Origin of the sequence: Cyanobium sp. FACHB-13342, assembly GCF_014697415.1 — a bacterium.
In the GTDB taxonomy this organism is placed as follows: domain Bacteria; phylum Cyanobacteriota; class Cyanobacteriia; order PCC-6307; family Cyanobiaceae; genus Cyanobium_A.
This window is the reverse complement of sequence record NZ_JACJRT010000012.1, coordinates 18,069-43,276: the sequence shown is the minus strand read 5'-3', so window position 1 is coordinate 43,276 and position 25,208 is coordinate 18,069. Positions and strand designations below refer to the sequence as shown.

At 69.2% G+C, this 25,208-nt stretch carries 27 protein-coding genes and 1 tRNA gene; 16 read left to right on the top strand and 12 right to left on the bottom strand.

Translation table 11 applies throughout. The annotated features are described in order from the left end of the window. The first annotated feature begins 101 nt into the window (after positions 1-101). Both H6G16_RS10210 and H6G16_RS10205 read left to right on the top strand, forming a co-directional pair. Positions 102-1,175, top strand: coding sequence for a phosphotransferase (locus tag H6G16_RS10210; protein WP_190390219.1), 1,074 nt, complete (start codon positions 102-104; stop codon positions 1,173-1,175). A gap of 5 nt (positions 1,176-1,180) precedes the next feature. Further along, positions 1,181-1,861: a class II aldolase/adducin family protein gene (locus H6G16_RS10205; RefSeq protein WP_242036354.1), complete on the top strand. Its 681-nt coding sequence runs from the start codon at positions 1,181-1,183 to the stop codon at positions 1,859-1,861. Here the strand turns inward: H6G16_RS10205 and H6G16_RS10200 are convergent. Together H6G16_RS10200 and H6G16_RS10195 are read right to left on the bottom strand one after the other, a co-directional pair. Continuing rightward, a complete protein-coding gene (locus H6G16_RS10200) occupies positions 1,843-3,207 on the bottom strand; it encodes a sodium/glutamate symporter (protein ID WP_347238860.1) in 1,365 nt (454 codons plus the stop codon). The genes H6G16_RS10205 and H6G16_RS10200 overlap by 19 nt on opposite strands. Further along, positions 3,204-5,114: a prolyl oligopeptidase family serine peptidase gene (locus H6G16_RS10195; protein WP_199289346.1), complete on the bottom strand. Its 1,911-nt coding sequence runs from the start codon at positions 5,112-5,114 to the stop codon at positions 3,204-3,206. The genes H6G16_RS10200 and H6G16_RS10195 overlap by 4 nt, the downstream gene beginning before the upstream one ends. A 213-nt stretch (positions 5,115-5,327) precedes the next feature. On the opposite strand from H6G16_RS10195, the gene def reads away from it, so the two are divergent. The 5 genes from def (at position 5,328) to H6G16_RS10170 (ending at position 7,363) form a co-directional block, all read left to right on the top strand. Next, a complete protein-coding gene (gene def, locus H6G16_RS10190) occupies positions 5,328-5,912 on the top strand; it encodes a peptide deformylase (protein ID WP_242036362.1) in 585 nt (194 codons plus the stop codon). Between the two features lie 10 nt (positions 5,913-5,922). Continuing rightward, positions 5,923-6,120 (top strand): hypothetical protein, encoded by a 198-nt coding sequence (locus H6G16_RS10185; RefSeq protein WP_190390217.1) that lies wholly within the window; start codon positions 5,923-5,925, stop codon positions 6,118-6,120. Positions 6,121-6,180: 60 nt separating this feature from the next. Then, complete coding sequence (locus H6G16_RS10180; protein WP_347238859.1) at positions 6,181-6,819, top strand: DUF3747 domain-containing protein; 639 nt, start codon at positions 6,181-6,183, stop codon at positions 6,817-6,819. A gap of 86 nt (positions 6,820-6,905) precedes the next feature. After that, positions 6,906-7,076, top strand: a complete 171-nt coding sequence (rpsU, locus tag H6G16_RS10175; protein WP_010304532.1) for a 30S ribosomal protein S21 — start codon at positions 6,906-6,908, stop codon at positions 7,074-7,076. 104 nt (positions 7,077-7,180) lie between these two features. Next, a complete protein-coding gene (locus H6G16_RS10170) occupies positions 7,181-7,363 on the top strand; it encodes a hypothetical protein (RefSeq protein WP_190390245.1) in 183 nt (60 codons plus the stop codon). Here the strand turns inward: H6G16_RS10170 and H6G16_RS10165 are convergent, their stop codons facing one another. After that, on the bottom strand, positions 7,364-8,944 hold the full coding sequence (locus H6G16_RS10165) for a YifB family Mg chelatase-like AAA ATPase (protein WP_190390237.1): 1,581 nt from the start codon (positions 8,942-8,944) through the stop codon (positions 7,364-7,366). A gap of 61 nt (positions 8,945-9,005) precedes the next feature. On the opposite strand from H6G16_RS10165, the gene H6G16_RS10160 reads away from it, so the two are divergent. The 3 genes from H6G16_RS10160 to H6G16_RS10150 are packed head-to-tail and all read left to right on the top strand — an operon-like array spanning position 9,006 to position 11,580. Then, positions 9,006-9,368 carry a histidine triad nucleotide-binding protein gene (locus H6G16_RS10160; RefSeq protein WP_190390215.1) on the top strand — a complete coding sequence of 121 codons (363 nt, stop codon included), beginning with the start codon at positions 9,006-9,008 and terminating at the stop codon, positions 9,366-9,368. Positions 9,369-9,407: 39 nt separating this feature from the next. Continuing rightward, a complete protein-coding gene (locus H6G16_RS10155) occupies positions 9,408-11,399 on the top strand; it encodes an ABC transporter ATP-binding protein/permease (RefSeq protein ID WP_190390214.1) in 1,992 nt (663 codons plus the stop codon). A gap of 4 nt (positions 11,400-11,403) precedes the next feature. Next, entirely contained in the window at positions 11,404-11,580 is a 177-nt protein-coding gene (locus H6G16_RS10150; protein WP_347238858.1) for a chlorophyll a/b-binding protein, read from the top strand. Here H6G16_RS10150 and H6G16_RS10145 read toward each other — a convergent pair. From H6G16_RS10145 to H6G16_RS10130, 4 genes are all read right to left on the bottom strand, one after another. Then, positions 11,577-12,041 (bottom strand): hypothetical protein, encoded by a 465-nt coding sequence (locus tag H6G16_RS10145; protein ID WP_347238857.1) that lies wholly within the window; start codon positions 12,039-12,041, stop codon positions 11,577-11,579. The two genes, H6G16_RS10150 and H6G16_RS10145, sit on opposite strands and share 4 nt — an antisense overlap. 8 nt (positions 12,042-12,049) lie before the next feature. Further along, complete coding sequence (locus H6G16_RS10140) at positions 12,050-12,439, bottom strand: hypothetical protein (RefSeq protein WP_347238856.1); 390 nt, start codon at positions 12,437-12,439, stop codon at positions 12,050-12,052. A gap of 181 nt (positions 12,440-12,620) precedes the next feature. Then, entirely contained in the window at positions 12,621-13,523 is a 903-nt protein-coding gene (locus tag H6G16_RS10135) for a Ycf66 family protein (RefSeq protein WP_190390212.1), read from the bottom strand. A 56-nt stretch (positions 13,524-13,579) separates the two neighbouring features. Beyond that, the gene (locus H6G16_RS10130) at positions 13,580-13,702 is read right to left on the bottom strand and encodes a photosystem II reaction center X protein (RefSeq protein ID WP_190390211.1); all 123 of its coding nucleotides are present in this window, start codon (positions 13,700-13,702) and stop codon (positions 13,580-13,582) included. Positions 13,703-13,792: 90 nt separating this feature from the next. Between H6G16_RS10130 and H6G16_RS10125 the strand changes: the two genes are divergently transcribed. Next, complete coding sequence (locus tag H6G16_RS10125) at positions 13,793-14,137, top strand: YggT family protein (RefSeq protein WP_190390210.1); 345 nt, start codon at positions 13,793-13,795, stop codon at positions 14,135-14,137. Between the two features lie 19 nt (positions 14,138-14,156). On the opposite strand, the gene accC is transcribed toward H6G16_RS10125, so the two are convergent. Beyond that, entirely contained in the window at positions 14,157-15,515 is a 1,359-nt protein-coding gene (gene accC, locus H6G16_RS10120) for an acetyl-CoA carboxylase biotin carboxylase subunit (protein ID WP_190390209.1), read from the bottom strand. Positions 15,516-15,651: 136 nt separating this feature from the next. Here accC and H6G16_RS10115 point away from each other — a divergent pair. The 3 genes from H6G16_RS10115 to msrB all read left to right on the top strand — a co-directional run bounded on the left by H6G16_RS10115 (position 15,652) and on the right by msrB (position 17,560). Then, positions 15,652-15,733 (top strand) — tRNA-Leu (locus tag H6G16_RS10115). A gap of 52 nt (positions 15,734-15,785) precedes the next feature. Further along, entirely contained in the window at positions 15,786-17,090 is a 1,305-nt protein-coding gene (locus H6G16_RS10110; protein ID WP_190390208.1) for a glycosyl transferase, read from the top strand. Positions 17,091-17,116: 26 nt separating this feature from the next. Further along, positions 17,117-17,560, top strand: a complete 444-nt coding sequence (gene msrB / locus H6G16_RS10105) for a peptide-methionine (R)-S-oxide reductase MsrB (protein ID WP_190390207.1) — start codon at positions 17,117-17,119, stop codon at positions 17,558-17,560. A 10-nt stretch (positions 17,561-17,570) separates the two neighbouring features. Here the strand turns inward: msrB and H6G16_RS10100 are convergent, their stop codons facing one another. Continuing rightward, positions 17,571-18,674, bottom strand: coding sequence for a PRC-barrel domain-containing protein (locus H6G16_RS10100; protein WP_190390206.1), 1,104 nt, complete (start codon positions 18,672-18,674; stop codon positions 17,571-17,573). A gap of 68 nt (positions 18,675-18,742) precedes the next feature. Further along, positions 18,743-22,354, bottom strand: coding sequence for a chromosome segregation protein SMC (gene smc, locus H6G16_RS10095; protein WP_190390205.1), 3,612 nt, complete (start codon positions 22,352-22,354; stop codon positions 18,743-18,745). Between the two features lie 98 nt (positions 22,355-22,452). Here smc and H6G16_RS10090 point away from each other — a divergent pair, with 98 nt between their 5' ends. Together H6G16_RS10090 and H6G16_RS10085 are read left to right on the top strand one after the other, a co-directional pair. Then, complete coding sequence (locus tag H6G16_RS10090; RefSeq protein ID WP_190390204.1) at positions 22,453-22,875, top strand: DUF883 family protein; 423 nt, start codon at positions 22,453-22,455, stop codon at positions 22,873-22,875. Then, entirely contained in the window at positions 22,872-23,285 is a 414-nt protein-coding gene (locus H6G16_RS10085; protein WP_190390203.1) for a phage holin family protein, read from the top strand. The genes H6G16_RS10090 and H6G16_RS10085 overlap by 4 nt, the downstream gene beginning before the upstream one ends. Here the strand turns inward: H6G16_RS10085 and H6G16_RS10080 are convergent. Together H6G16_RS10080 and H6G16_RS10075 are read right to left on the bottom strand one after the other, a co-directional pair. Next, a complete protein-coding gene (locus tag H6G16_RS10080; protein ID WP_190390202.1) occupies positions 23,282-24,025 on the bottom strand; it encodes a histidine phosphatase family protein in 744 nt (247 codons plus the stop codon). The two genes, H6G16_RS10085 and H6G16_RS10080, sit on opposite strands and share 4 nt — an antisense overlap. Before the next feature lie 7 nt (positions 24,026-24,032). Beyond that, the gene (locus H6G16_RS10075; protein WP_190390201.1) at positions 24,033-25,208 is read right to left on the bottom strand and encodes a THUMP domain-containing protein; all 1,176 of its coding nucleotides are present in this window, start codon (positions 25,206-25,208) and stop codon (positions 24,033-24,035) included.

Sequence of the window (25,208 nt, the reverse complement as noted above, 5' to 3'; positions counted from 1 at the left end):
GGCCGTGACGTTCGCTGACGTCCATGGATTGGACGTTCCACCGCGATGCCTCATCGAATGAGGCGCTTGATCACCCCATGCCTGACCCGATGCTTGACCCCATGACTGACCCTGTGGTCCAGCAGCCCGAACCCGACTGGATTGGCGAGGTTCTCGGAACCACGGTGAAGAGCTTGGAGGCCAAGCTGCTGGGCGAAGCCAGGGGATTTCAATCCACCACCTGGCGACTGGAATTGAGCTGTGATCCCCCTGGTGCGGGCCCCGCCAGCGTGATCCTCAAAAGCGAAACCTCCGATCAGGATTTCAATGCGTTCAGCCGCCTGAACAATGCCTTCGGGCGGGAGGTGGGGGTGTACACCCATTGCACCCCCAGGCTCAGCAATCACCAGCCGGCGGTGTTTGCCACCCATGCCGGTGCGCCGTCCTGGTTGCTGATGGAAGATCTCACCCACCTGCGTTCCGGCGACCAGGTGATCGGCCTCACCTACCAGGAAACGTTGGCTTCGATCCAGCGCATGGCCGCCATCCACGCTGAATTCTGGATGGATCCGGCGTTGCACCAGCATGACTGGCTACCAAACCATGGCTTCTGGTTCTCCAATCCCAACGCCGAGATCGTTGAGGATTTTTTTGCCACCTACGGCGTGCGTTTTGGGTCGGATGTGTGCCAGCTGTATCGCGCTGTTCTCGAACAGACCAGCGCGGTGGATGCAGCCCTGGAGAACCGGCCCTGGACCCTCGTGCATGGCGACCTCCGCGCCGACAATCTGCTGTTCGCTCACACGGTGGAGGATCCCGAATCGGTGATCATCGATTGGTCCTGGGCGAGCCGCAGTGTGGCCGCGATCGACGTCGCGTTTCTGGTGGGCGGCAGTACGCCCCAGGCGCAGCGTTTGGGGCGCCATGACGACCTGCTGCTGGCCTGGCACCAGGAGCTGGTGAACCGCGGCGTGCGCGATTACCCGCTCAGCGAGGCGCGCTACGACATGCAGCTGTCGGCCCTGCGCTGCATCACCGCTGGTGTGGCGATGCACGGCTTCTCGCGGGGGCCGGATACGCCGATTCGGGCCGCCCTGTTCATGGATGATGCGATCCAGCGCCATGCCGCCTACGCCCTGGAAATCGACGCCTGGGCCGCCTTGCCGGATCCCTCCGGTTTCCCCCTGCGCCGCTGAACCCCTTGCCCGCCGTCCCCCCTGTCCTGGCCCCCGGCTCCGAGGCCGAGCTGCGTCAACAGCTGGTGACGGTGGCCCGGCGCCTGAATGCCTCGGGCCTCAACCAGGGCACCTCGGGCAATCTGTCGGTGCGGATTCCTGGTGGGCTGCTGATCACCCCCAGTTCCCTGCCCTACGAGCTGATGCAGCCGCAGGATCTGGTGGCCTTGGATCTGGCTGGGGGCTGCCGGGATGGGGGCTCCAGGCGTCCCTCCTCGGAGTGGCGCCTCCATGCGGACATCCTGGCGGGCCGGCCGGAAATTGCGGCGGTGCTCCACTGCCATTCCATCCACGCCACGGCCCTGGCCTGCCATGGCCGCGCCATCCCCCCCTTTCACTACATGACCGCGGTGGCCGGCGGCGATGACATCCGCTGCGCCCCCTACGCCACCTTCGGCACCGCTGAGCTGTCTGATTTGGCGGTGGCGGCCCTGGTGGACCGGCGGGCCTGCCTGCTGGCCCAGCACGGCCAGGTGGCCCTGGGAGCCAGCCTCGACCAGGCCCTGCGGATTGCCATTGAGGTGGAAACCCTGGCCCAGATGTATCTCCAGGCCCTGCAACTGGGCGAGCCGCCGTTGCTCAGCCCTGAGCAGATGGCGGCCGTGCACCACCAGTTCCGCACCCTGCTCTATGGGGCGGGGGCCTGAATCCGGGCGAGCAGCAGGCCGGTGCCCCCTGCGAGTACCACCACTGCCAGGCAGGCGCCTGTCCAGAGGGGTAAGCCCCAGCTCGCCACCGCCAGGGGTGCCACCACGGTGATCACCCCACCGGCCAGAAAGGGTTGCAGCAGCAGTTGTTTGATGGAGAAGGCCGGCAGCGCATCGCTGCGGTCGTCCGGGTCGGCCATGCGCAGCAGCAGCAGCAGGCCGCTGGCCGCCACACCGGTGGCCTGACCGAACTCAATCACCGCCCGCTCAAACCAGTCCGCCGGCAGAACCCGTGGCGCCAGCAGCAGGGTGACCCCCAGGTTCCAGGCCAGGCCGCTCACCGCCAGCACCGTGAGCGGCAGCCAGTCGGCCCGCAGCAGGCCCAGATCCAGCCCGGCGGTGGCGGCGGTGATCAGCAGATCCGCCGAGAGGGTGCCGATCTGGCTCTGCACCGGTGCGGAGGCCCAGTGGGCCTGGCCGCTGCGCTCCAGAACCAGGCGCATCAACAGCGAACCCACGATCGCCAGGGGAAACACCGGCAGGGAGTCGACCACCAGGGCGACGCCGTCACCCAGCCCCGCCGTGAGCCAGCGCAGGGCGGCCAGCAGGCCCACGCCCACCAGCACGGCCACGCCCGCCAGGGCCAGATTCACCGCCCAGGTTGCGGCGCCGGGGGCAGGCCCTGGGGGGGGAGTGGCTTCGGCATCGGCAGGGGTGCGGGCTGGGGCAGGTCGATCGGCCAGCAACCAGCCACGCTTGCGGGCCAGCACCACCACCAACCCGCCCACCAGGGTGGAGGAGAGCAGTCCCACGGTGGCCATGGCCAGGCCGAGGGCCTGGCCGCCGGGGAAGCCCAGGGCCGCATAGCTCGGACCCATGGCAGCGGCGGAGCCGTGGCCCCCCTCGTAGGCCACCTCAATCAGGCAGGCCATGATCGGGCTCACCCCCAGCCAGGGCTGCAGCACCAGCAGCACCGCCAGGCCGGCCACCACGTACTGGCCAAAGGCCAGCACCAGGGCCAGGGACACCTGGCCGGACACCGGTCGCCAGAGACCCTTCAGCTTGGGCAGCGGTTTGCCCAGCAACAGCGAGCCGAACACCAGGGTGAGCAGCACCAGGGGCAGATCGGCCCAGAGCTGGAGCACCTGGGGCGGCAGCAGCGGCAGGGGGCCGCCCGGGGCCAGCAGCAGGCCCAGCAAGCCAGCCACCAACGCTTCGGGGACGCCCCACAGCCGCAGCTGCAGGCGGGTGCCGATCCCCCGTCCCACCGCCAGGATCAGGCTGAGGCAGGCCATGGCGAAGGCCAGCAGTTCCAGATCGGGCAGCAGGGCGCTGATGGGGCTCACAGCTCGAAGTGGCGCCTGAAGAACGCTTCCGTGGCTTCGAGCACCTGGATTCGCACCCTGCCGCTGCGGAAGCCGTGGCCCTCACCGGCAAAGCGGTGCACCTCCACCGGGACGCCGTTGGCTTGCAGCGCTGCCGCCATCCGATCGGTCTGGGCTGGCGGCACCACCAGGTCGTCGAGGCCCTGGAAAAAAATCACCGGGCAGCGGATGCGGTCGGCATGGGCCAGCGGAGAGCGGGCTTCGTAGGTGGCTTGTGCGTCCGGCCAGGGCCCGATCAGGTCATCGAGATAGCGGGCTTCAAAGCGATGGGTCTCCCGCGCCAACGCGCTGGGGTCGGTGACGCCGTACCGACTCGCGCCGGCGCGAAAGACATCGGTGAAGCAGAGGGCGGCGAGGACGGTGAAGCCGCCGGCACTGCCCCCTTCGATGGCGATGCGCGCAGGGCTGGCTTTCCCCGCCGCCACCAGGGCCCGGGCAGCTGCGGCGCAGTCCTCCACATCCACCACGCCCCACTGGCCATCGAGCCGCTCGCGGTAGTTGCGCCCGAAGCCGGTGGAGCCGCCGTAATTCACATCCACCACCCCCCAGCCCCGCGAGGTCCAGAACTGGATGGCCAGGTTTAGGCCCCGTTGTGCCATGGCAGTGGGCCCGCCGTGGCCCTTCACCAGTAGGGGGGCCTCGGGATGGGCGCCGCCCCACGGCGGATAGAACCAGGCGTGGGTGGGGGCGCCGCCGTGGCCCGCAAACCACAGGGGTTCGGATGGACTGATCGCCTCCCGTGGAAGCGGGCAGGAGGCCAGTGGCGTGTGCAGCCACCTGCCGCTGTTGAGCTCCAACTCCAGCAGCCCCTCCGGGCTGGTGGGATTGCTGGCGATCGCCACCAGCCGCCCCGCTTCCGCACTCAGGCAGGCCAGATCGTCGAAGGGTTGCGCCAGGGGCTGCCAGGCGGCCGGAGTGCCCACCCGTTCCGGTGTCAGATGCACCCGGCCCAGCTGCCAGGCCCCCTCCCGACAGGCCGCAGCGATCAACTGCTGGCCGTCCCAGGCGGTGGTGCGCATGCCATACACCCACTGGGGCATGCCGAATTCGGCCTCCAGGGGCAACAGGGGCTGCCAGGTGCCGCTGCTGGTGTCGAGGCGCTGCAGATTCCACCAGCCCGAGGCGTCGCTGGCCACCACCAGTTCGGTGGGACCGATCCACAGGGGCTGAAACACCGAGATCGCCCCGGTGTCGCCGCCATCCCGGCCCAGCCCCATCACGGGCCGCGCTTCCGTCAGGTTGCCGTCTGCGGTCACGGCCGCGAGCCACAGTTGGCTGCGCTGCCAGGGCATGGCCGGTTGCTGCCACTCCACCCAGGCCAGCTGGCGGCCATCGGGGCTCAGGGCGGCATAGCCGCAGAAGTCGGCCGGCTGATGCAACCGCTGCGGTTCGCCACCGGCCAGGGGCACGGCCACTAGCTGGTCGCGGCCTTCGGCTTCCATCACGCCGAGCCAGCGTCGACGGGGCAGATCAATCAGTCCATCGGCGAAGGCCCGGGGCCCAGGGGTGGTGAGCCGCCGTGGGGTGCGGTCTGAGCCGGCGGGGTCGCTGGGCAGATGCAGATGCCAGAGGCAGCGATCGCCGTCGTCGATGAACACCAGATCGTTGCCCTCGATGGCGTAGACCCCGCCGCCGTACTCGTGCACCCGACTGCGCAGGTTGCTGGGGCTTGGGGTGAGCTCCATGGCCTCGGCGCTCCCTGCCGGTCGCAACATCAAGGTGGTGCGGCCCTGCTCCTGGGGGCGCTGTTCCAGCCACAGCAGTCGCCCATCCCGCAGCAGCGGTTCCTTGAGGCTGGGGGTGCGTCCCTCCACCAGGGCCGCGGATAGGGGCTCAGCTGGCCGCGCGCTGGTGGAGGCAGTGCTCAACGGGGTGCTCGAGGTTGGGTTCAACGGAGCGGAGCGGCGGAGCGTTTCAAGGGCGTCTGACAGAGCGTTTCACGGGGAGTTGCCCAAGGCGTTGCCCAGGGCTTGCTGGCTAGGGGGCGCAGCCTGCCTGGGGCTTCAGCCCACCGCCTTAGAATGGTGTGCAACGTTTTAAGTATCCCGTTGGCCCGCAGTTCCGCCGGCAGCTTCGCCCAGATGGCTCGCTCTGCGGTGCAGGCCACCCGCGGTGTGCAGGTGCCGAAGGAGGTGCTCGACGAGCCTCCCCTCACCATCCACACCCTGGGCGATGCGGTGCTGCGCACCCCGGCCCGCCGCATCAGCAAGGTGGATGAGAGCGTGCGGGACCTGGCCCGCGACATGCTGCGCAGCATGTACACCGCCCGGGGTATCGGCCTGGCGGCCCCCCAAGTGGGGGTGCACAAGCAATTGCTCGTGATCGATCTCGATCCGGAGAATGCCGCCACACCCCCGATGGTGCTGATCAACCCTGAGATCGGCTCCTTCGGGGCCGCCATCGAGACCTACGAGGAGGGTTGTCTGAGCATCCCCGGGGTTTACCTCAATGTGGTCCGACCAGCTGCGGTCGAAGTCACCTACCGCGACGAGATGGGGCGCCCCCAACGGGTCAAGGCCGATGGTCTGCTGGCCCGCTGCATCCAGCACGAGATGGACCATCTCAACGGCGTGTTGTTCGTCGATCGGGTCACCGATGAGCTGAGCCTCAACGAGGGGCTGCAGGAGAAGGGGTTCAACCGCGCCGACGTCCAATCCATTCGCTGAGAACCGTTCGATGCCCATGAAACCGCTGGCTGGTGTCTTCCTGGCCCTGGCCTGTCTGCTGGGCATCGCTGCCACTGGCTCGGTGTTTGAGCTGTCCTACGGCGAGCCCGACCTGGGGGTGCAGGCCACCCGTTGGATCCTGGGGCTGAGCCTGCCGGGCACGGTGGTGGCGCTGGTGCTCGCCATTCGGATCAACAAGCCGGCCTAGCCCTGGTGGGCTGACCTGCATACGATTGCGTTCACCGATCTCCCGGAAGCTGCGATGCGAGTGCCAGATCTGACCCTCCGTTGCCTGTCCTCGGCCGCCGCGGCAGTGGTGCTTGGGGCCGGAGCTGGCATGCCCGCCCGCGCCAGTGCCCTGTTCCAGGCCGTAGACCTCAGCCAGGAGCGCTTTGTGTTGGTGGCGGCCCCGATCGGGGATGGCACCCGCGCCCAGCTCAACATCTACGAGCAGGTGAAACCCACCCGGCCTTGCTTTGCCGTGGCTCCCGGGGCCCCCGCGCCGGTGGAGCCCCTGTTGGCCAGCTTTGATTTCACCGGGATCTGCAGCCGGTTCATCGATGCCAACGGCTATTCGGTGCGGGTGGGTGGTGCCGATCTGGCCACCAGCTATCGCCTCACCGTGCTCCGTCAAAGCGGCGACAACGTGCTGCTGGCCGTGCCCACCAAGGCTGGAGCAGGGCCGGAAATGGTCGTGGCCCGCACCCAGGGACCGGGCACCAACTTCCTGCAGCTGGTGTTTGAGCCGGGCTGGCAGCTCAAGCGCCGGGCCTACGGCGGCCGCTCTTTAGGCCATGTCTATCTCTACCGGGATAGCTGGCCCGATGCTGGGGCTGGCGGCCAGCAGGGGGTGTCTGCCGTCCCCGCCGCCGTCCCGGTCCAGCCCAGCCCAACCTCCCGTCGCTAGCACCAGGGTCAGGTTCAGCGATGCGCCGGGATGGGGCGTTGAGGCAGTTGCTACATTGAGCAACTCTGAGAGCTGCCCAGCGCTTCATGACCCAGGTCACCGTCGGCGAAAACGAAGGCATTGAATCGGCCCTGCGCCGCTTCAAGCGCCAGGTGTCCAAGGCGGGCATCTTTGCCGACCTGAAGCGCCTGCGCCATCACGAGACCCCCGTCGAGAAGTACAAGCGCAAGGCCCAGCAGCGCCGCCGCCGCCGCTGATTCCTGCGGTTTCCCCTCAAGGCCAATGGGAACAGGTGCTTTTACCTGTTCCCATTGGCTTTTGATGTCTTCATGCTGGAAGGGTCCTCCCTGAGGTCGCCGCCATGGCTGCACAGGTCAAATCCCTCGTCATGCCGATGCAGGCCCCCCTGCCTGCCCTTCGCGCCTTTGCCGGCTGGATCGGCGACAGCGTCGGCCATGCCTTTGGCAATCCCCGCGAGGAGCAGGCCAACTTGCCCCCCAACGTGGGCGTTCAGCCCTTCCGCGATGATCCTCGCCGTCGCTGATCAGGCCTGCTGGTCAAAGGACCGGTAGCTCAGGGCTTCGGCGATGGCCCCGGTGCTGATACCGGGCTCATCGCCGAGGTCGCTGATGGTCTGGGCGACCCGCAGCAGGCGCTCCCCTGCCCTGGCGCTGAGTTGCCTGTGCTGCAGGGCCCCTTCCCACACGGCCAGGGCTTCCGGCTCCAGCCGCACCACCTGTTGCAGTTGCCCTCCAGGGATGCGGCTGTTGCTGCAGCCGGCTGGGTTGCGGGTCGCCATGCGGGAGCGGGCCCGTTGGACGCGTTGCCGCACCACCGCCGTGGATTCCGGGGCCTGGCAGCCACCCGGGCCCGTTGGCGGCGTCCATTCAGCGGTGGATGGGCTGCGGAAGGGAGCGCTGAGGGCCGCACTGCTGGGACGCCGCATCACCACCTGGAGGTCAATCCGATCCAGCAGGGGCCCCGATAGCCGTCCCCAGTAGCGCCGCCGTTGTCCTTCGCCGCAGCGGCAACTGCGCTCCGGGTCGCCCCACCAGCCGCAGGGGCAGGGGTTGGTGGCGGCCACCAGGATGATGCGGCAGGGAAAGCGCGTGCGGTGCCGGCTCCGGTGGATCCACACCTCGCCCTCCTCCAGCGGTTGGCGCAGCTGGTCGAGCACGGCCTGGCGAAATTCCGTCAGCTCATGGAGGAAGAGCACGCCGTGGTGGGCCAGGGCCAGTTCGCCGGGCTGGGGCTGGCTGCCCCCGCCGATCAGGGCTGGTCCGGAGCAGCTGTGGTGGGGGCTTCGAAAGGGGCGCTCCTGCAGCAGGCCCTGGCTGCTGTCGAGCAGTCCGGCCACCGAATGCAGGGCCGTCAGTTCCAGGGCCTCCGCAGGGTTCAGCGGCGGGAGCAGGCCCGCCAGACGCCGAGCCAGCATCGTTTTGCCGCTGCCTGGAGGTCCGCAGAGCAGCAGGTGGTGCCCCCCGGCGGCGGCGATCTCCAGGGCGCGTCGGCCGTGGGCCTGTCCCTTCACATCGGCGAGATCCGGGGCCGCCTGGCCCGTACGGGCCGTGGGTCTGGAGCGGCGACGGCAGGCCGGGGGCGGGTCGTTGGCGTCGGGATGACCCAGATGCCACAGGGCCTGCGCCAGGTCGCGGACACCCCACACCCGCAGCCCGCTGACCAGGGCGGCTTCCCAGGCATTGCCCTCCGGTACGAGCAAGGCCCGGGCGCCCTGGCGCTGGGCGGCGATGGCGATGGCGAGCACCCCCCGAATCGGCCTCAGGGTGCCATCGAGTCCCAGTTCTCCGGCGCTCCACACCCCTTCACTCCGCTCCCCAGCCAGCTGGCCACTGGCCACCAGCAGGCCCAGGGCGATGGGGAGATCGAAGCCTGGTCCTTCCTTGCGCAGGGCGGCCGGGGCCAGGTTCACCACCACCCGGGTCAGTGGCACCTTGAGGCCGCTGTGGCGCAGGGCGGAGCGCACCCGCTCCCGCGCCTCCTGCACGGCCGCATCGGCCAGTCCCACCATCTGCAGGCCGGGTAGCCCCGGGGCCAGATCCACTTCCACCAGCACTGGCCTGGCCTCCAGGCCCTGCAGTGCCGCCGTCTTGCACCGTGCCAACATCACGCCCTGGGCCACTACAGCGCTAGTGCCACCCCTGTCCCATTCCCCGGTCCCCGCTGCAATGGCCAGCTCCCCCGATCCGGCGAGCCAAGACACCATCTTTGGACGCATCCTGCGCGGGGAGATCCCCTGCGATCAGGTGTATGCCGATGACCACTGTCTGGCCTTTCGCGACGTGGCTCCCCAGGCCCCGGTGCATGTGCTGGTGATTCCGCGCCAGCCGATCGCCCAGTTGTCCGAGGCCAGCGAGGAGCACCAGGCCCTGCTGGGCCATCTGTTGTTGGTGGCGGCCCGGGTGGCGCGCCAGGAGGGTCTGGAGGCGTTTCGCACCGTGATCAACAGTGGCGCTGAGGCCGGCCAGACGGTGTTTCACCTGCATGTGCATGTGATCGGTGGGCGTCCGCTGGCCTGGCCCCCCGGCTAGGGAACGACCCAGCGAGAATGGCCTGATCCGATCCGCCCCATGAACCCCCTCAAGGCCCTCCGCGACCAGCTGGCCAAGCTGCAGCGCCTGGCCCAGCCCTACTTTCTGCCGGTGGATGACACCCGGGGCTGGCAGTTCCTGGTGCTGGTGGCCGCGTTGCTGGCGGTGGTAGTGGGCAGCACGCTGCTGCTGCTCACCGGGGTGCTGGCCCTGAGCGGCGCCCTGATTCCCGAATTGCGCAGCCGTTTTCTGCCCGGGGTGCCCGAACAGGTGGCGGCGATCTGGCGCAGCCCGATTGGCCCGCTGGTGATGGTGTTGCTGGCTGCGGGCCTGGGCTGTTTTGTGGCCTTCCGAGCCAAGTTGCGCCAGGGGCGCTGGTTGCCCTGGTTGTTGATGGGGGTGATCACCCTGTTAATCCTGGTGATTAACGGCATCAATGTGGGAATCAGCTATATCGCCCGCAACATTGAAAATGCCTTGGTTGCGTACAAGGTTGAGGATTTTTGGAAGATTGTTGCGATCTACGCTTTTTGCCTGGTGCTGGCCCTGCCGATCCGGGCTGTTCAGAGTTACTTGATCCCCAAGCTTGGGCTGTTGTGGCGTGAATGGTTGAGTGGCCGCCTACTCACCCGCTATCTCTCGAATCGGGCGTACTACATTCTCAACCCTAATGATGAATCGATCGAAGAAATTGACAACCCGGATCAGCGGATCTCCCAGGATGCGGCCAGTTTCACGGGTACGAGTCTGAGCGTCACCGTTGAGATCATCTCGGCCCTGCTGACCTTTGTCAGTTTCATCATTGTGCTGTGGTCCATCAGTGACCAGCTCGCCCTGGTCTTGTTGGCCTATTCGGTAGGTGGAACCGCTCTTATCGTGTTTGCCAGCCGCAAGCTGGTGAATCTGAACTATCAACAGCTCAAGCTGGAAGCTGACTTTCGCTATGGCTTGGTGCACATCCGTGACAATGCCGAGTCGATCGCCTTTTATCGCGGCGAGCAGCAGGAGGCCAAGGAGGCCGAGCGGAGGCTGGGGGGTGCCATTCGCAACTACGACCGGCTAATCATCTGGGAGGCCCTGATCAGCGTGATTCAGCGCTCCTACGATTATTTCTCCCGCTTCCTTCCCTGGCTGGTGATTGCGCCGATCTACTTCTCCAAGGAGGTGGATTTTGGGGTGTTTGGCCAGGCCAGCATTGCCTTCAGCCAGGTGCTGTTTTCGGTCAGTTACATCGTCAACAACATCGACCGGCTGGCCGCCTTCTCCGCCTCCATCAGCCGCCTGGAAGGATTCCAGGGCAAGGTGGATTCGATCGGTCTCGAGGCCGTGGCCCTGGAGGCCAAGCTCGCCGCCACCACTGGGGGCCGTCCCGACGGCTCCATCCTGGTGAGCCATGTCGACCTGGTGCCGCCCCGCACCCAGCGCACCCTGATCCGTGATCTCAGCCTGGAAGTGGACCGCCACCAGCGGCTCCTGGTGGTGGGTCCCTCCGGTTGCGGCAAAACCTCCTTCCTGCGCATGGTGAGTGGTCTGTGGCCCCCGGCGGCCGGTCGGGTCGAGCGTCCCAGCGAGGGGGAGTTGCTGTTCATTCCCCAAAAGCCCTACATGCTGCTCGGCAGCTTGCGGGAGCAGCTCTGTTATCCCCTGCAGCCCGATCGCTTCAGCGATGAGCAGCTGCGGCATGTGCTCGAGCAGGTGCGCCTGCCCGAGCTGGTGCAGCGCTATCCCGATCTCGACATCATCCAGGACTGGCCCCGGCTGCTCTCCCTGGGGGAGCAACAGCGGTTGGCCTTTGCCCGGTTGCTGCTCAATTCGCCCCTGTTTGTCGTTCTCGATGAGGCCACCAGCGCCCTCGATGTGGCCACCGAGCGCCACCTTTACGGGCTTCTGGCGGAGCGGGAGATGGCCTTCGTGAGCGTGGGCCACAGGCCCACCCTCACCGCCTTCCACGACACGGTGCTGGAGCTCGATGGCACGGGGAACTGGCGCCTGTTGCCCGCGGCCGGCTATGACGTTGGCCGCCACGCTTGATCTGATGCCTGACGAGACTCCCGCCACCAGTGCCACCACCCGTGATGTGCCGTCCTTCGGCTGGAGCGGTTATGCCGAGCGGGTGAATGGCCGTTTCGCCATGGTGGGCTTTGTGGCCGTGCTGCTGATCGAGGCCCTCAGCGGGGACACCTTCCTGCACTGGGCTGGCCTGGTGCCCTAGGGGATCTGCACCAGATCCACCTGCCAGAGCCCGCCCCGACTGACCTGCACCGCCATCTGGCGGCCATCGGCCTGCAGCTGCACCTGTCTGGGCACGCCACTCGGCACCATGGCGATTGGCTGCAAGCTCTGGAGGGATCGGCGGTAGAGCACCAGCTCCGTGCGCCCCTCCAGTTGCCGCACCAGGGCGATTCGGTCGCCGGCGCCATCCACGCTGACGCTCAGCGGCTGGGCATCGGCCCGGTTGAGGCCCGGAAGGGGCAGGGGCTGCTGAAGCTCCAGATCCACCAGCATCACCTGTTCCCGTCCGCCCTTGCCGCTGATCAGGGCCAGCCAGCGGCCGCTCAGGGAGGGGTCGCGGTTGGCTCCCAGGCTCTCCAGCTGGCGATTGAGCGGGCCGATCGGCAACGGCATGGACCCCATGCAGCCGCTCAGCAGACCCCCCAGAAGGGTGGCGCACACCAGCCTCTTCACGGTGGGGCTCCCGGACCGCCGCCCTGGATGGCCACGCCGCCGGGGAGGTCGGGTTCCAGCAGGCCGGCCAGGTCAAAGGCCTGGACGCGCCACTGGCCTGCCTGCGCCACCTGCACGGCCAGCCGGCGGGCATCAGGCGCCAGGCTGAGGCGCACGGCGGTGCGATCCGCGGGCAGGGGCAGGCGATGCAGGGCTCCCGTGGCCCGGTCTTCAATCAGGGGCACCCTCTGGGCCCCTTGCTGCACCAGGGCCGCCACGTAGCGGCCGGTCCAGCTCAGGGAGGGAGAGCTGTGGGGCTGGTGGCCCTGGAAGTGACGCAGGCGAATCACCGTGCCGCTGGGTTGCTCCTGCAGCAGCAGCGTGGCGCGGCCGCTCCGTTCCACCACCGAGGCCAGGAAACGTCCTTGGCCGCTCAGGGCCGGATCCTGGCGGTTGGCCTCCAGAAATCCGCCGGTCGGCCCGGCGCTGCGCCGGGCGAGCCAGGCCCCTTCTCCGCAGCCGGCCAGCAGGAGCGCCAGAGCCGGCAGCAGCAGTATCGGTAGCCGGGAGGCCCTGGGCAGGGGGGATTCAGTCGTCGAAGCGCGAGCTGTTGTCCCGTGGACGGGGGCCGGGGCTGGAGGGGGGCTGGATCGGGGTGAAGTCGGCATCGCTGATGTCGCCGGCGGCGGGCCGGTTGGCCCTACCGCTGAGGGGGCTTCCCTGGGGAATCCCGGCTGGCCCCCGGGGAGGAGTTGTCGACGCCGGAGCACCTTCGGGTTCAGCGGGGCGGCGGCTGGAGCGGGGCATCCCCTCGTTGGAGGCCACCGGACGGCTGCCGCGGCGGGGTTCGTTGCCGCTGTCCCGGTCCCGCCGGCGGGCGCCGAAATCAGGGGCGGGGCGGCTGGCGGGGCTGCTGCCCGAGGGGGTGTAGCGGCCCCGATCGGGGGTGGTGGCGGGCGATTGGGGAGCCCAGTCATCCTCGGCCGGGCGCCGGCTCGCGGCCCGTTCCGGAATGGCTGCCCGACTGCTCGGCCGGCGGGCCCGGTAAAAGTCGTCGTCGCCGTCCTCGTCACGGGAGGGGATGCGGCGACGCAGGGCTTGGGGTTCATCGAAGCGATCCACGTCGCTCTCTCCCCAGGCCCGTCCACCCATGCGAGGCCTGTAGGGGCCCGGGGCGGGCATGGGTTCGTCGTCGTCGAAATAGGACGAGCGCCGGGCCTGTTCGGTGGTCACGCCCCGCAGCCGCACGCTCTCGTAGGCGAAAAACACCGTGGTGCCGGCCAGCAGGAACTGGCCGAACTGGAGAATCGGGTCGAGGCGCCAACCCTGGAAAAACAGAATGCCGCCGCAGAGCAGACCCACGGCGGCAAAGAACACGTCGTAGTCGCGGGCCAGGGCGGGCTTGAAGCTGCGCATGAAATAGAGCAGCGCACCGCCCACCGCCAGCACGATGCCCACGATGCTGGCCCAATTCAGGCTGGCGTTAACCACGGAAACTCACCCGTCGGACCGTTTCGCCAGTGTAGGCAGTTGGTCTAGAGCCGGGCTCAGAGGCGGCGATCGAGGCGATCGTTCTGGCTGATCAGCACCAGGGCGATGGTGATGGGCACCACCACGATCACGGCACCAGCCACCAGGCTGTTGAGGAAATTGGCGAGGGAAGGCGTCATGGCGGGGCCCGCTTTCAGGCGTCAAGCGTCGCGGAATCCTAGGCAGTGGCGGCCGCTTCCTACGCTGGACTCCCAGCTGCTTAGAGCTTTGTGACGGCCCTGCCCTCCGAATCCCTGTCCTGGCTGCCGTTGTTGTCCGGGTTGAACCTCGCGCTGGGGCTGGGCCTGGCGCTGTGGACCCTGCTGTTTCTGTTCCGCATCGTGCTCACCTGGTACCCCCAGGTGGATCTGAGCCGGGGCGCGATGCGCTGGATCGGGGCCCCCACCGAGCCCCTGCTGGTGGCCACCCGGCGGCTGATCCAGCCCATCGGTGGGGTGGATGTGACGCCGGTGGTGTGGGTGGGCCTGCTGAGCCTGGTGCGCGAACTCCTCGTGGGCCAACAGGGACTGGTGACGCTGGTGTTGCTGCGGGCCCAGGGGCTGGTGGTGGGCTAGTCGGCACGCTGAGCGGGGCTCAGGGGTTGGTCTGGGGCAGCATGTCCTGCTCGACAAACTTGGTGTGCACATCGCCGGCCTGGAATTCGGGCCGATCGAGCAGCTGCAGGTGGAACTCGATGGTGGTGGGGATGCCGGTGACGGCACATTCCGACAGGGCCCGGCGCAGACGCCGCAGGGCATGGGGCCGGTCGGTGCCCCACACGATCACCTTGCCGATCAGGGAGTCGTAGAAGGGTGGAATTTCGTAGCCCGTGTACACGTGGCTGTCGACCCGCACGCCGGGGCCTCCGGGGGGCAACCAGCCGGTGATCTTGCCGGGGGCGGGACGAAAATTCTGGCGCGGGTCTTCGGCGTTGATGCGCACCTCGATGGCGTGGCCGCAGAGCTTGATCTGGTCCTGGGTGACCGAGATCGGTTCCCCTCCGGCAATCCGCAACTGCTCGGCGATCAGGTCGACACCGGTGACCATTTCGGTGACCGGGTGTTCCACCTGGATGCGGGTGTTCATTTCCATGAAATAGAACTTGCCGCTGCGATCCACCAGAAACTCAACGGTGCCGGCGCCCTCGTAGCCAATGGTGCGGGCGGCGGCCACGGCGGCTTCGCCCATCTGGCGGCGCAGGTCGGCATTGATGGCCACGCTGGGCGCCTCCTCCAGCAGCTTCTGGTGGCGGCGTTGGATCGAGCAGTCGCGCTCACCGAGGTGCACCACGTTGCCGTGGCGATCGGCCAGCACCTGCACCTCCACGTGCCGGGGCCGGTCAATGAATTTCTCCATGTACAGGCCGGGGTTGCCGAAGGCCGCTTCCGCTTCCCCCTGGGCCGCCTTGAACAGGCTTTCGAGCTGGTCGGGACCCGGCACCAGGCGCATGCCGCGGCCGCCACCGCCGGCGGTGGCCTTGATCATCACCGGATAGCCCATGGACTCGGCCAGACGGGCGGCATCGGCTGGTGTGTCCAGGAGACCTTCACTGCCGGGAATGGTGGGCACGCCCACCGTCTGCATGGTGGCCTTGGCCGTCGACTTGTCCCCCATCGAGCGGATGGCTTCCGGGGAGGGGCCCACGAAGGTGATGCCGTGGTCGGCGCAGATCTCGGCGAAGCGGTCGTTTTCCGCCAGAAAGCCGTAGCCGGGATGGATGGCGTCGGCACCGCGGGAGGTGGCCGCCGCCAGGATGTTGGGAATGTTGAGGTAGCTCTTGCTGCTCGGCGCCTCGCCCACGCACACGGCTTCATCGGCCAGCTGCACGTGGAGGGCGTTCTTGTCCACCGTGCTGTAGACGGCCACGGTGGGGATCCCGAGCTCCCGGCAGGTGCGCAGGATTCGCAGGGCGATCTCGCCACGGTTGGCGATCAGCAACTTGCCGATGGGCATCCGCGGCGACTCAGCTGATACGGGCCAAAACGGACTGTATCAGTGCTTCCCAGGCCCGCCGGCATCACGGGGCGAGAGGGAAGGGCGATGGGTATATTGCACGCCGGAACGCCCTTGCGGCGGACCGTCCCCCCATGCGGATGTGGTGGAATTGGTAGACACGCACGTTTGAGGGGCGTGTGGCTTCGGCCTTACGAGTTCAAGTCTCGTCATCCGCATTTCTTTTTTCCTTTCAGCCAGCCGTTGCCTGAACCGAAGCGGGTTCCCAGGGTGACCCCCCCGCCACCGGTCTCGATCGTGCTGGTGAGCAATGGCCCGGGAGAGCTCTCCACCTGGGTGCGCCCCCTGGCCCTGCGCCTGCAGCGCTTGATGCCGCTGCGGCCGGCCGTGCCCGATGCCACTTGCAGCTTGCAGTTGGTGCTGGTGCCCTGCCCGAACGGCACGGGGCAGGAACACCGCGCCGCGGCGGCCTGGGGATTGTTTGAGCGCATCGTGCCGGCCCGGAGTTTCTGGTCGCTGCTGCTGCGGCCCCAGCGGTTCGGCCCCTGGGGCCGGCAGGGGGTGGTGGTGTTTCTGGGCGGTGATCAGTTCTGGACGGTGCTCCTGTCGGCACGCCTGGGCTACCGGCACCTCACCTACGCCGAATGGGTGGCCCGCTGGCCCCGCTGGAATGACCGGATCGCCGCGATGGGTCCCCTGGCGGCCGGGCGCCTGCCGCCGCGCTGGGCGGGACGCTGCACGGTGGTGGGTGACCTGATGGCCGATCTCTCGGAGATGGCCCGCACCGATGCACCGCTGCCCGAGGGTGAATGGGTGGCCCTGCTGCCCGGTTCCAAGCGGGCGAAGCTGCGGGTCGGCATGCCCTTTCTGCTGGAAACGGCCGATCGCCTGGCGGCCTTGCGGCCCGGCTGCCGCTTCCTGCTGCCCCTGGCCCCCACCACCAGCCTGGAGGAGTTGCTGGCCCAGGCCGGTGCCGCCAATCCGATCGCCCGTGCCTATCGCGCCGGTGTGCCCAGGATGCTCGCCGGCGATCTGCTCGAGACCCAGGCCGGCACCCGCATCCAGCTGGCCCGCGAGAACCCGGTGCACAGCGCCCTCAGCCAGTGCGCCCTGGCCCTCACCACGGTGGGGGCCAACACGGCGGAGTTGGCGGCCCTGGGGGTGCCCATGCTCGTGCTCGTGCCCACCCAGCACCTGCATGTGATGCAGGCCTGGGATGGCCTGGCCGGGTTGGTGGGGCGCCTGCCCCTACTGCGCTGGTTCTTTGGGGTGCTGCTGACCCTCTGGCGGCTGCGCCATCGCGGCTTCCTGGCCTCCCCCAACATTGCCGCCGGTCGCCTGCTGGTGCCGGAGCGGGTGGGCCCGATCACGCCCGAGGGCATTGCCGCTGAGGCCGCCGACTGGCTCGCCGCACCCGAACGCCTGGAGGGAATGCGGGCCGATCTGCGCAGCCTGAGGGGCCAGCCGGGGGCCGTGGCCAGCCTGGCCTCCCTGGTGCAGGAGCTGCTGCCCCCCGATCCGATGCCTCCCAATCAGATGCCTCCCGATCAGATGCCGCCTGGGCGGAGTGCCTAGGGTTGGCTCAGTTTTTTGATGGTCCGATGGCTGACGCCGCCAGCGCCCCCGACCCCTCGGCCTGTGGGCTCGACAGCGGCCTGGCTCGGGGTGCCTCTGAGGAGCAGTGGCGCCAAAAGCTCACCCCTGAGCAGTTCCGGATCGCCCGGCAGGGCGGCACCGAGCGAGCCTTTACCGGTGCCTACTGGAACCACAAGGGCACGGGGATGTACCACTGCATCTGCTGTGACGCCGAGCTGTACAGCAGTGCCACCAAATTTGACTCCGGCACCGGCTGGCCCAGCTTCTGGGATGGGGTGAGTTCAGGGGCCATCAGCACCCACACCGACAGTTCCCACGGCATGGTTCGCACCGAGATCCGCTGTGCCAACTGCGATGCCCACCTCGGGCATGTGTTCAACGACGGTCCGGCCCCCACCGGGCAGCGCCATTGCGTCAACTCGGCGTCCCTGGCCTTCAAGGCGCGCTGAGCGCCCGGAATCACCAGGGGTCGTCGAGGTCGTTGCTGGGCAGGTCTTCGGCGTCCACATCCAGCGGCTCGCGGTAGGGGCTGGGGGCGGGGCGTCGCTCCGGTTGCCGGGCCTCCAACGGCCGGCGCTCCACTGGCCTGGGCTCAAGCGGGCGGGGCTCGGAGAAGCGGGATTCGGGGGCGAGGGGTTCGGGCTCCAGGGGGCGCCTGGGGCTGCTGAAGCGGCTGTCGTCGTCCCGGCTGTCCAGGTCGTCGGATTCCTGGTACCGGGATGGTTCGTACCGGGTGCGCTCGTAGCGGGACTCCTCCTCATCGAGATAGCGGCGCTGGCGCAGCGGTTCCCGTTGGCGCTGGGCGTCCAGCTCCACGTAATCGAGCTCGTCCTCGGGCTCAAAGGCCCGGCTGGTGGCCGGTTGGATGCGGCGCTGCTCCTGCACCGCCGGCTGGCCAGCGGCCAATTGGTTCTCCACCGGCACCATGCCACTGCGGAACCGTTCCCGTTCCTCCTGCTCCCAGCTGGGCCCGCCGATCCCCAGTTTTTCCAGCAGGCCCGAGCCCAGTTGCTTGAGTTTCTCTTCGGCCCCTTCGTACACGATGATCCGGTCGGGACCGCTGCTGACGATCTCCTCGACCGTGAGCTCCCAGGTGCTCAGCACGCCCTCGCCCAGCAGCGGCACCCCCAGGGCCCCGATCACCAGGGTGGCCAGTTCGCCGGTTTCGATGTCGAAGCTGAACCCCAGCACCCGCCCCAGCTGATCGCCCGCTTCGGTGATCACCTGGCAGTTGATCACCTTGCTGTAGCGGTCGGGATTAAAGGCCTCGGCGAGGGAATCGACCGAATCCACCAGGATCACGTCGCCCACTTGGCGGATCCGATCCAGGGGCATCCAGCGGGGCAGACCGGGCAGAAAACGGGTCAGGGGGTTGTCGCGCAGCCCCAAGGCCACCACCTCGCGCCGGTCGATGTCCACCACCACCTCGCCCACGACGCCCAGCCGCCGGCCGGTGTCACGGGTGATCACCTGGGTGCCCATCAGCTCGGAGCGCAACCAGAGGCGATCACTGGGGGCAGCGGCTGATCCGAGATCAGCAGAGGGGGGAATGGAGGAGGTCAAAGAACGGGTCGTGTCCGTGGCCCAGTCGGCCCATTGTGACCCACCTGGCCCGCCGGGGAAGGGGTGTCTCAGGCGGCGGGCGGTAAACCGACCACCTGGGTGTGGGCCCCCCGGGCCTGGGTGACGCCGATGGTGCGGGTGGCGGCAGCGATCATCGGGCGCCGGTGACTCACCACCATGAACTGGGCCTGGTCGGCCTGGCTGGCGATCAGGGCGGCCAGGCGCTCCACGTTGACCCCATCGAGGAAGCTGTCCACCTCGTCGAGGGCATAGAAGGGCGACGGCCGGAACCGCTGCAGGGCAAACAGGAAGCTGAGGGCCGTGAGCGATTTCTCGCCGCCGCTCATGGCATTGAGCCGGCGCACCGCCTTGCCCTTCGGATGGGCCACCAGGGTGAGCCCCCCCTCCAGGGGGGCTTCGGGGTTTTCCAGCTGCAGGTGGCCTTCGCCATCGGAGAGGCCTTCGAAAATCGTGCGGAAGTGGCCGTCCACCGCCGTGAAGGCTTCCAGGAAGGCCTCCTGGCGCAGGGTGGCCACGGTTTCGATGCGCAGCAGCAGCTCTTCGCGCTCCTTGCTGAGCACCTCCAGCCGCTCCGCCAGTTCCGCCAGCCGGGTTTCCAGCTGCTCGAGCTCCTCGAGGGCCAGCATGTTCACCGGTTCGAGGGCCTCCATCCGCGCCTGCAGGCTGCGCAGCTCGGCCTGCAGGGCCTCCAGACCCGCCTCCCGCACTTCCTCGGGGATCTCCGGCAGGGGATCGGGCAGCTCCCGCTCGAGTTGGGCCAGGCGCAGCTGGTCGCCGCGCTGCTGTTCGGCCAGCGACTCCAGCTCCTCGCCCAGCCGCTGCACCTCCCACTGCTTCTGCTGCAGGGCCTGGCGCTGGGCGGCCAGCTGGGCTTCGGCGCCATCGCGGGCCCGCCGCCGCTCGCCGAAGCGGGTCTGCAGGTCCTGCTGCTGGGTTTCCAGGGCGGTGCGGCGTTCCTGGTCGGCCTGCTGCTGCTCCTTCCAGCGGGCCCGCTCCGCCACCAGGGCCTGGACGGCGGCCACCAGGCGCTGCTCATCGGCGCCGAGGGCATCGAGTTGGTTGCGCAGCCGCTCGGCGGCCAGGGCCCGCTCCCGTCGGGCGGCCAGCAGCCCATCCCGCTGGTGGCGGGCGGTGGCCAGGGCCGTATCGGCCGCTTCCAGTTCACTTTGCAGCCCTTGCCAGCGGGCGGAATCGCCCGAGGCCTGGACGGCGGCCTCGGCCTGCTCCAGGGCGGTCCGCTGCTGTTGAAGGGGCGCCAGCAGCGCCTCCAGCTCCTGCTGGCGCCGCAGATCGGTCCCCAGCGCCTCCTGCAGCTGGCTCAGGCGGTCCCCCAGTTGCTGCTGGCGCTGCAGCTGGGGGGCCAGGGCCCGCTGGGCGGCGCTGCGTTCGGCCTCCAGGGCAGCCTGCCGTTGCTGGTGCTCCAGCAGCTGGGGGCGCAGGGCCTCGAGTTGCTGGCCCAGTTCGGCCTCCTTGCGGCGGCAGGCCAGCAGGCTCTCGCCCAGCTCCAGCAGCCGCTGCCGCAGGGGCGCGGCCTCATCCCCCTCCTGGGCGCGGCCGAAGCTGAGCTGGCTGCCGCGTTGCTGCAGGCTGCCACCGGTCATGGCGCCACTCTTTTCCAGCAGGTCTCCCTCGAGGGTCACCGCCCGGCAGCGCCCGAGCTCCCGCCGGGCATTGGCCAGGGTGTCGAACACCAGGGTGTCGCCGAACACGTAGCGGAACACCTCGGCATAGACGGGCTCGTGGCGCACCAGATCCACCGCCTTGCCAAGGCGACCGGCCCCGCCGGCCCCGCTGTCGCCCCGCTGCAGGGCCGCTCCCGCACTGGCGCTGCCGCCCCCGGCTCCCCCCCGGATCTTGTTGAGCGGCAGGAAGGTGAGCCGCCCGGCCCGGCGGGTTTTGAGCAGCTCAATGGCCCGGGCGGCGATGCGGTCGTCGTCGACCACCACCTGGCCCAGGCGACCGCCGGCGGCCACTTCCAGCGCCAGGCGCACCCGCTCTTCCACTTCGCCCAGCTGGGCCACCGGGCCGTGGATGCCGTCGAGGCCGGCTTCGAGCAACACCCGCAGGGCGCCGGTGCCGCGGCTTTCCTGCAGGGTCTCGCGGCGGCTGTCGAGCCGGGCGATCTCCCGCTCCAGCTGGGTTTGCTCCTGCTCCAGCCGGCTGCGGGTGCGCTGCTGCAGGGCCAGGGCTTCGGCCAGCTCCTGCACCTGCTGTTGCTCCAGGCGGGTGGCTTCCAGCACCTGCTGCCAGGCGCTCTCGGTGGCCTCCAGCTGCTGCTGGCCGCTGCGCTGGCTGAGGCCCTCCTGCTGCTCCTCCTGCTGCAGTTCCGCCAGCCGCTCCTGGTGCTGCCGCAGCCGTTCCTGCAGCTGCTGGCGTTCCGCCTCCAGGGGCCCCAATTGCTCGGCGAGTTGCTGGCGGGCAAGGCTGCGCTGCTGTTGCTCCTCGAGCCAGCTGCCGGAGCGGCCAGCCACCTCGCCGAGGCGACGGCGGGAGAGCTCCACGGCGGCTTCGCCGTTGCGGCAGGCCTCCTCGGCGGCCTCCAGGGCCGCTTGGTCGGAGCTGCTCTCCAGGCTTCCCTGCTGCCGCCGCAGTTCGCCCTGGTTGTGGGCCAGTTCCTGGCGCTGCCGCTGCAGGGCTTCGGCATCGAGCTGGTGTTTTTCCGCCTGACGCGCCAGTTCGCGGCCACTGGCCTCCAACCCCGCCAGCTCCGCCTGCACGGCGATCAGCTGGTCTTCGCCGAGGGCCTTCACCTCGGCTTGGAGCTGTTCCAGGGCTGCGGCGGCGGCAGTCAGGGCCTCTTCACCGGCGGCGATCGCGTCGCGCTCAGCCTGTTGCTGGGCCGTGAGGGCCTCGCGGCGGCGCTGCAGCGTCGCCAGGCCCGCCTGGGCTGCCTCGAAGGCCAGCACCTGTTCCTGCAGCCGGCCGGTCTGGTGGCGCTGGCGCAGGTCCTGGTAGGTGCGGGCTTTGGCACAGTCGCGCTCCAGTTTCTGGCGGGAGCTCAGCAGCTCCTGCTGCACGATGCTGCAGCGCTCCTGGCGCTCCTGCACCTCGTCGAGTTTGCCGCGGGTCTGCTCGATGCGGCTGTCGAACAGGGCCACGCCGGCCAGCTCATCGATGATGCCGCGGCGGTCCCGGGCGCTCATCGAGACGATGCGGGTCACGTCGCCCTGCATCACCACGTTGCTGCCCTCCGGATCCACCCGCAGGCGCCGCAGCTGGCCCTGCAGCTGCTGCAGGTTGCAGGGCACGCCGTCGGCACTGAAGCTGCTGGCGTAGGTACCGCCCGGTGCCACCCGCAGGCGCCGGCTCACGGTCCAGTCCTTCTGGCCTGGGCGGATCCAGGGACCCTCCTCGGGGGGCTCCAGGCCGGCCTCCGCCTCGTCGGGTTGCCAGTCGCTCAGGTCGAAGCGCACGCTCACCGAGGTTTCGGCGGCCTTGCCCTCGCGCAGCATGGCGCTGTTGATCAGATCTGGGAGGCGGTCGGCCCGCATGCCCCGGCTGCTGGCCAGCCCAAGGCAGAACAACACGGCATCGAGGATGTTGCTCTTGCCGGAGCCGTTCGGGCCGGTGACCACGGTGAAGCCTTCGTCCAGCGGGATCGAGATCGAGCCGCCGAAGGACTTGAAGTGGGTGAGCTCGACCTGATTGATGTGAACCAACAGGCCCGTGCGCCGAGCAGCAGAAATGTAGCGGAGGGTTTCGAAAGCTCAACCCCCTCCTTACCTTGAAGGCTGAGCTGCGTTGTCGCCCCTCTCCCATGACCGCCGAAACGCCTCCCCGTGCGCCGAGCCCCGAGGGCTTTCGTGAACGCTTTGAGACGCTGATCCCCACCATTCAGCGGGAGTGGCCCGCCGTGGCCCGCCAGACCCTGGAGGCCACCCGGGGCAGCTTCGACGAGGTGGCGGAGGTGATCGCCAGCCAGACCGGCCGCACCGCCGCTGTGGTGAAAGACCAGTTGTGGGAGCTGCTGGAGGTGGCCAGCGGCCAGACCAGTCGCCTGGCGGACAACTTGGCGCCGATCGAGGCCCAGTTGGAGAGCCTGTTGGATGAGCTCAATGCCAGCCTGCGGCCGCGGATTGAGAAGCCGGTGCGGGAGCGCCCCTTGATGGCGATCGGCATCGCTGCGGGCGTGGGGGTGGTGCTGGGTCTGCTGCTGGCCTCGGGGCGGCGCTCGGCATGACGGAGTCGAACGGGTCGGGCCAGCCCCCGGAAGAGCGGCGCAGCGGTGTGGCCCGGGTGGCGGCGGGCCGGGTTGGCGCCCTGATGACCTCGGTGATGGACCTGCACGTGCGCATTGCCCTGCAGGAGGTGGATCGGGAGAAGCGGCGCCTGATCAGCGGGGCCCTGCTGATCAGTGGCGGACTGGCACTGCTGCTCCTGGCCCTCATCGGCGCCGAGCTGGCCCTGCTGCTGTGGCTGCACGGGGCCCAGGGACTGAGCTGGATCCATGCCGCCCTGGCCGTGGCCGCCCTGGATCTGGTGCTGGCCGGGGTGTTCGTGCGGGTGGGCGGCCAGCTGCTCAAGGGGCCCTACCTGCCCCAGACCATCGCCGGCCTGAGCAAGACCACCAAGGCGGTGCTGGGTCGCTAGGGCCCGGTAGTCGCTGCCGGTGGCCGGGCCCAGATCAGGGCCCGGATCTCTCCGGTGTGGAAGGGCTTCACCTGGCTGGCGTCCTGATGGGCGGCGGCGCTCTGGCCCTGGGCGCTGGTCTGCAGGATTTTCAGGGTGTCGCCGTGGGACACCAGCACCGTGACCCGGTCTGGATTGGCCGCGGCCTCCCGTTCCAGCCGGGCGATCAGGGCAGCACTGCGCCGCTGCACCGCGGCGGCGCTCTCCACGCCCCAGGGGGTTCCTTCGGGGTCGATGGCGTCCTGGTCCCAGACGCGGCGGTAGAGGGGCCCGCTCGGACTCTGGCCTTCCAGGCGGCCGAAATCCCGCTCCCGCAGGTCGGCTTCGAGGCGAATCTCCAGGGTCGGGGCCTGCTGGCGTTGCCAGTGCTGCAGCCGCGCCACCAGGATTTCTGCCGTTTCGCGGCTGCGGCTGAACGGCGAGCTGACAATCCACAGTTCTCCCTGCTGCCAGGCCCTGCGGATGGTGTCGCCATGGGCGGCAATCCAGGCATCGCTGGACTCCTGGGCCTCGTGCCGCCCCCGCTCCGTGAGCCCGTTGCGGGGATCGATCCCTGCGGCCATGGCGCTGCAGATCCGTTGCTGGGAGGAGGGCACGCTCTCGCCATGGCGCATGCCGAAGTAGCGGGCCATCGGCTGGCTGGGGTTGGCCTGCGCGGGCAGGCCCATCAGGATTCCAGCTAGCAGCAGGGGAATCAGCATGGGGCGGTCAGCGGATTTCGTAGTGCAGCCAGCGGCAGTCGATGCCGCCGTTGCTGATCGGGATGCGGCGGCTGGCCTTCATCTTCAGGGCCCCGGTGAGCTCGGGGTTGCCGCTGAGCAGCCACAGGCTCCAGCCGCTGCAGCGCTCCTTCACCATCCGCCCCAGGTCGGCGTAGAGGGGCTCGAGGGCATCCGTTTCGCCGAGGCGCTCGCCGTAGGGCGGATTGCACACCAGGATCCCGGGGTCGGGCGGCGGCTCAAAGTCGCGGCAGTCGCCCTGGCGCAGATCGAGGGCCGCGGTCACGCCGGCGGCCTTGGCGTTGTGGCGGGCCTGCTCCAGCACCCCCCTGTCCTGCTCCATCCCCACGATCGGGGCCAGGGGGGCTTCAGGCGGGAGGGCGAGGGCGGCGGCGGCCTCCCGCTCCTGCTGCCAGAGCTGGGGGTTGAAGTCGGGCCAGCGCTCCAGGGCGAAGGGGCGCCCGAGGCCCGGCGCCTTGCCCAGGGCCAGGCAGGCCGCCTCGATCAACAGGGTGCCGGAGCCGCAGAGGGGATCGGCCAGGGGCACCGAGCCATCCCAGCCGGTGAGGGCGATCAGGCCGGCGGCGAGGTTTTCCTTGAGCGGCGCCAGACCCATGGCGGCCCGGTAGCCGCGGCGGTGCAGGCTGCCGCCGCTGCCATCGAGGCTGAGGGTGGCCGTGCTGCCGTCCCGGCTGCCGGCGCCGCCCAGGTGGAGGTGGAGGGCCAGGTCGGGATCGTCGAGGTCGACCGAGGAACGGGCGCCCCACTGCTGGCGCTGCAGATCCACCAGGGCGTTTTTGACTTGGAGGGCGCTGTAGTGGCTGTGGTTCAGTCCGGGTGCCGTGCCGGTGGCGTCCACCCGGAAGGTGGTGCCGGGGGGCAGCCAGCGGGCCCAGTCGGCGGCGCGCTGCACGCCGTCGTAGAGGTCGTCGCGGCCCCGGCAGGGAAACTGGGCCAGCTCCCGCAGCAGCCGGAAGGGCAACCGGGCCTGCAGGTGCAGGCGGTAGTAGCCAGCCAGGTCGCTCTGGAAGCGCACGGCCCGGCGCAGGGGTGCGACGGCCCGGCAGCCCAGGGCCGTGAGCTCGGCCGCCGCGGCGTCCTCGAGGCCCGGTGGCACCACCGCCACTCCGTTGATTGCCTTGGCGTCTGGTTCGGTGATGCCCAC

Coding starts and splice junctions, on each gene's coding strand:
- H6G16_RS10210 (WP_190390219.1), top strand. CDS start 102: ATGACTGACCCTGTGGTCCAGCAGCCCGAACCCGACTGGATTGGCGAG.
- def (WP_242036362.1), top strand. CDS start 5,328: ATGGCTCGCTCTGCGGTGCAGGCCACCCGCGGTGTGCAGGTGCCGAAG.
- H6G16_RS10185 (WP_190390217.1), top strand. CDS start 5,923: ATGCCCATGAAACCGCTGGCTGGTGTCTTCCTGGCCCTGGCCTGTCTG.
- rpsU (WP_010304532.1), top strand. CDS start 6,906: ATGACCCAGGTCACCGTCGGCGAAAACGAAGGCATTGAATCGGCCCTG.
- H6G16_RS10170 (WP_190390245.1), top strand. CDS start 7,181: ATGGCTGCACAGGTCAAATCCCTCGTCATGCCGATGCAGGCCCCCCTG.
- H6G16_RS10165 (WP_190390237.1), bottom strand. CDS start 8,944: ATGTTGGCACGGTGCAAGACGGCGGCACTGCAGGGCCTGGAGGCCAGG.
- H6G16_RS10160 (WP_190390215.1), top strand. CDS start 9,006: ATGGCCAGCTCCCCCGATCCGGCGAGCCAAGACACCATCTTTGGACGC.
- H6G16_RS10155 (WP_190390214.1), top strand. CDS start 9,408: ATGAACCCCCTCAAGGCCCTCCGCGACCAGCTGGCCAAGCTGCAGCGC.
- H6G16_RS10150 (WP_347238858.1), top strand. CDS start 11,404: ATGCCTGACGAGACTCCCGCCACCAGTGCCACCACCCGTGATGTGCCG.
- H6G16_RS10130 (WP_190390211.1), bottom strand. CDS start 13,702: ATGACGCCTTCCCTCGCCAATTTCCTCAACAGCCTGGTGGCTGGTGCC.
- accC (WP_190390209.1), bottom strand. CDS start 15,515: ATGCCCATCGGCAAGTTGCTGATCGCCAACCGTGGCGAGATCGCCCTG.
- msrB (WP_190390207.1), top strand. CDS start 17,117: ATGGCTGACGCCGCCAGCGCCCCCGACCCCTCGGCCTGTGGGCTCGAC.
- H6G16_RS10090 (WP_190390204.1), top strand. CDS start 22,453: ATGACCGCCGAAACGCCTCCCCGTGCGCCGAGCCCCGAGGGCTTTCGT.
- H6G16_RS10085 (WP_190390203.1), top strand. CDS start 22,872: ATGACGGAGTCGAACGGGTCGGGCCAGCCCCCGGAAGAGCGGCGCAGC.
- H6G16_RS10080 (WP_190390202.1), bottom strand. CDS start 24,025: ATGCTGATTCCCCTGCTGCTAGCTGGAATCCTGATGGGCCTGCCCGCG.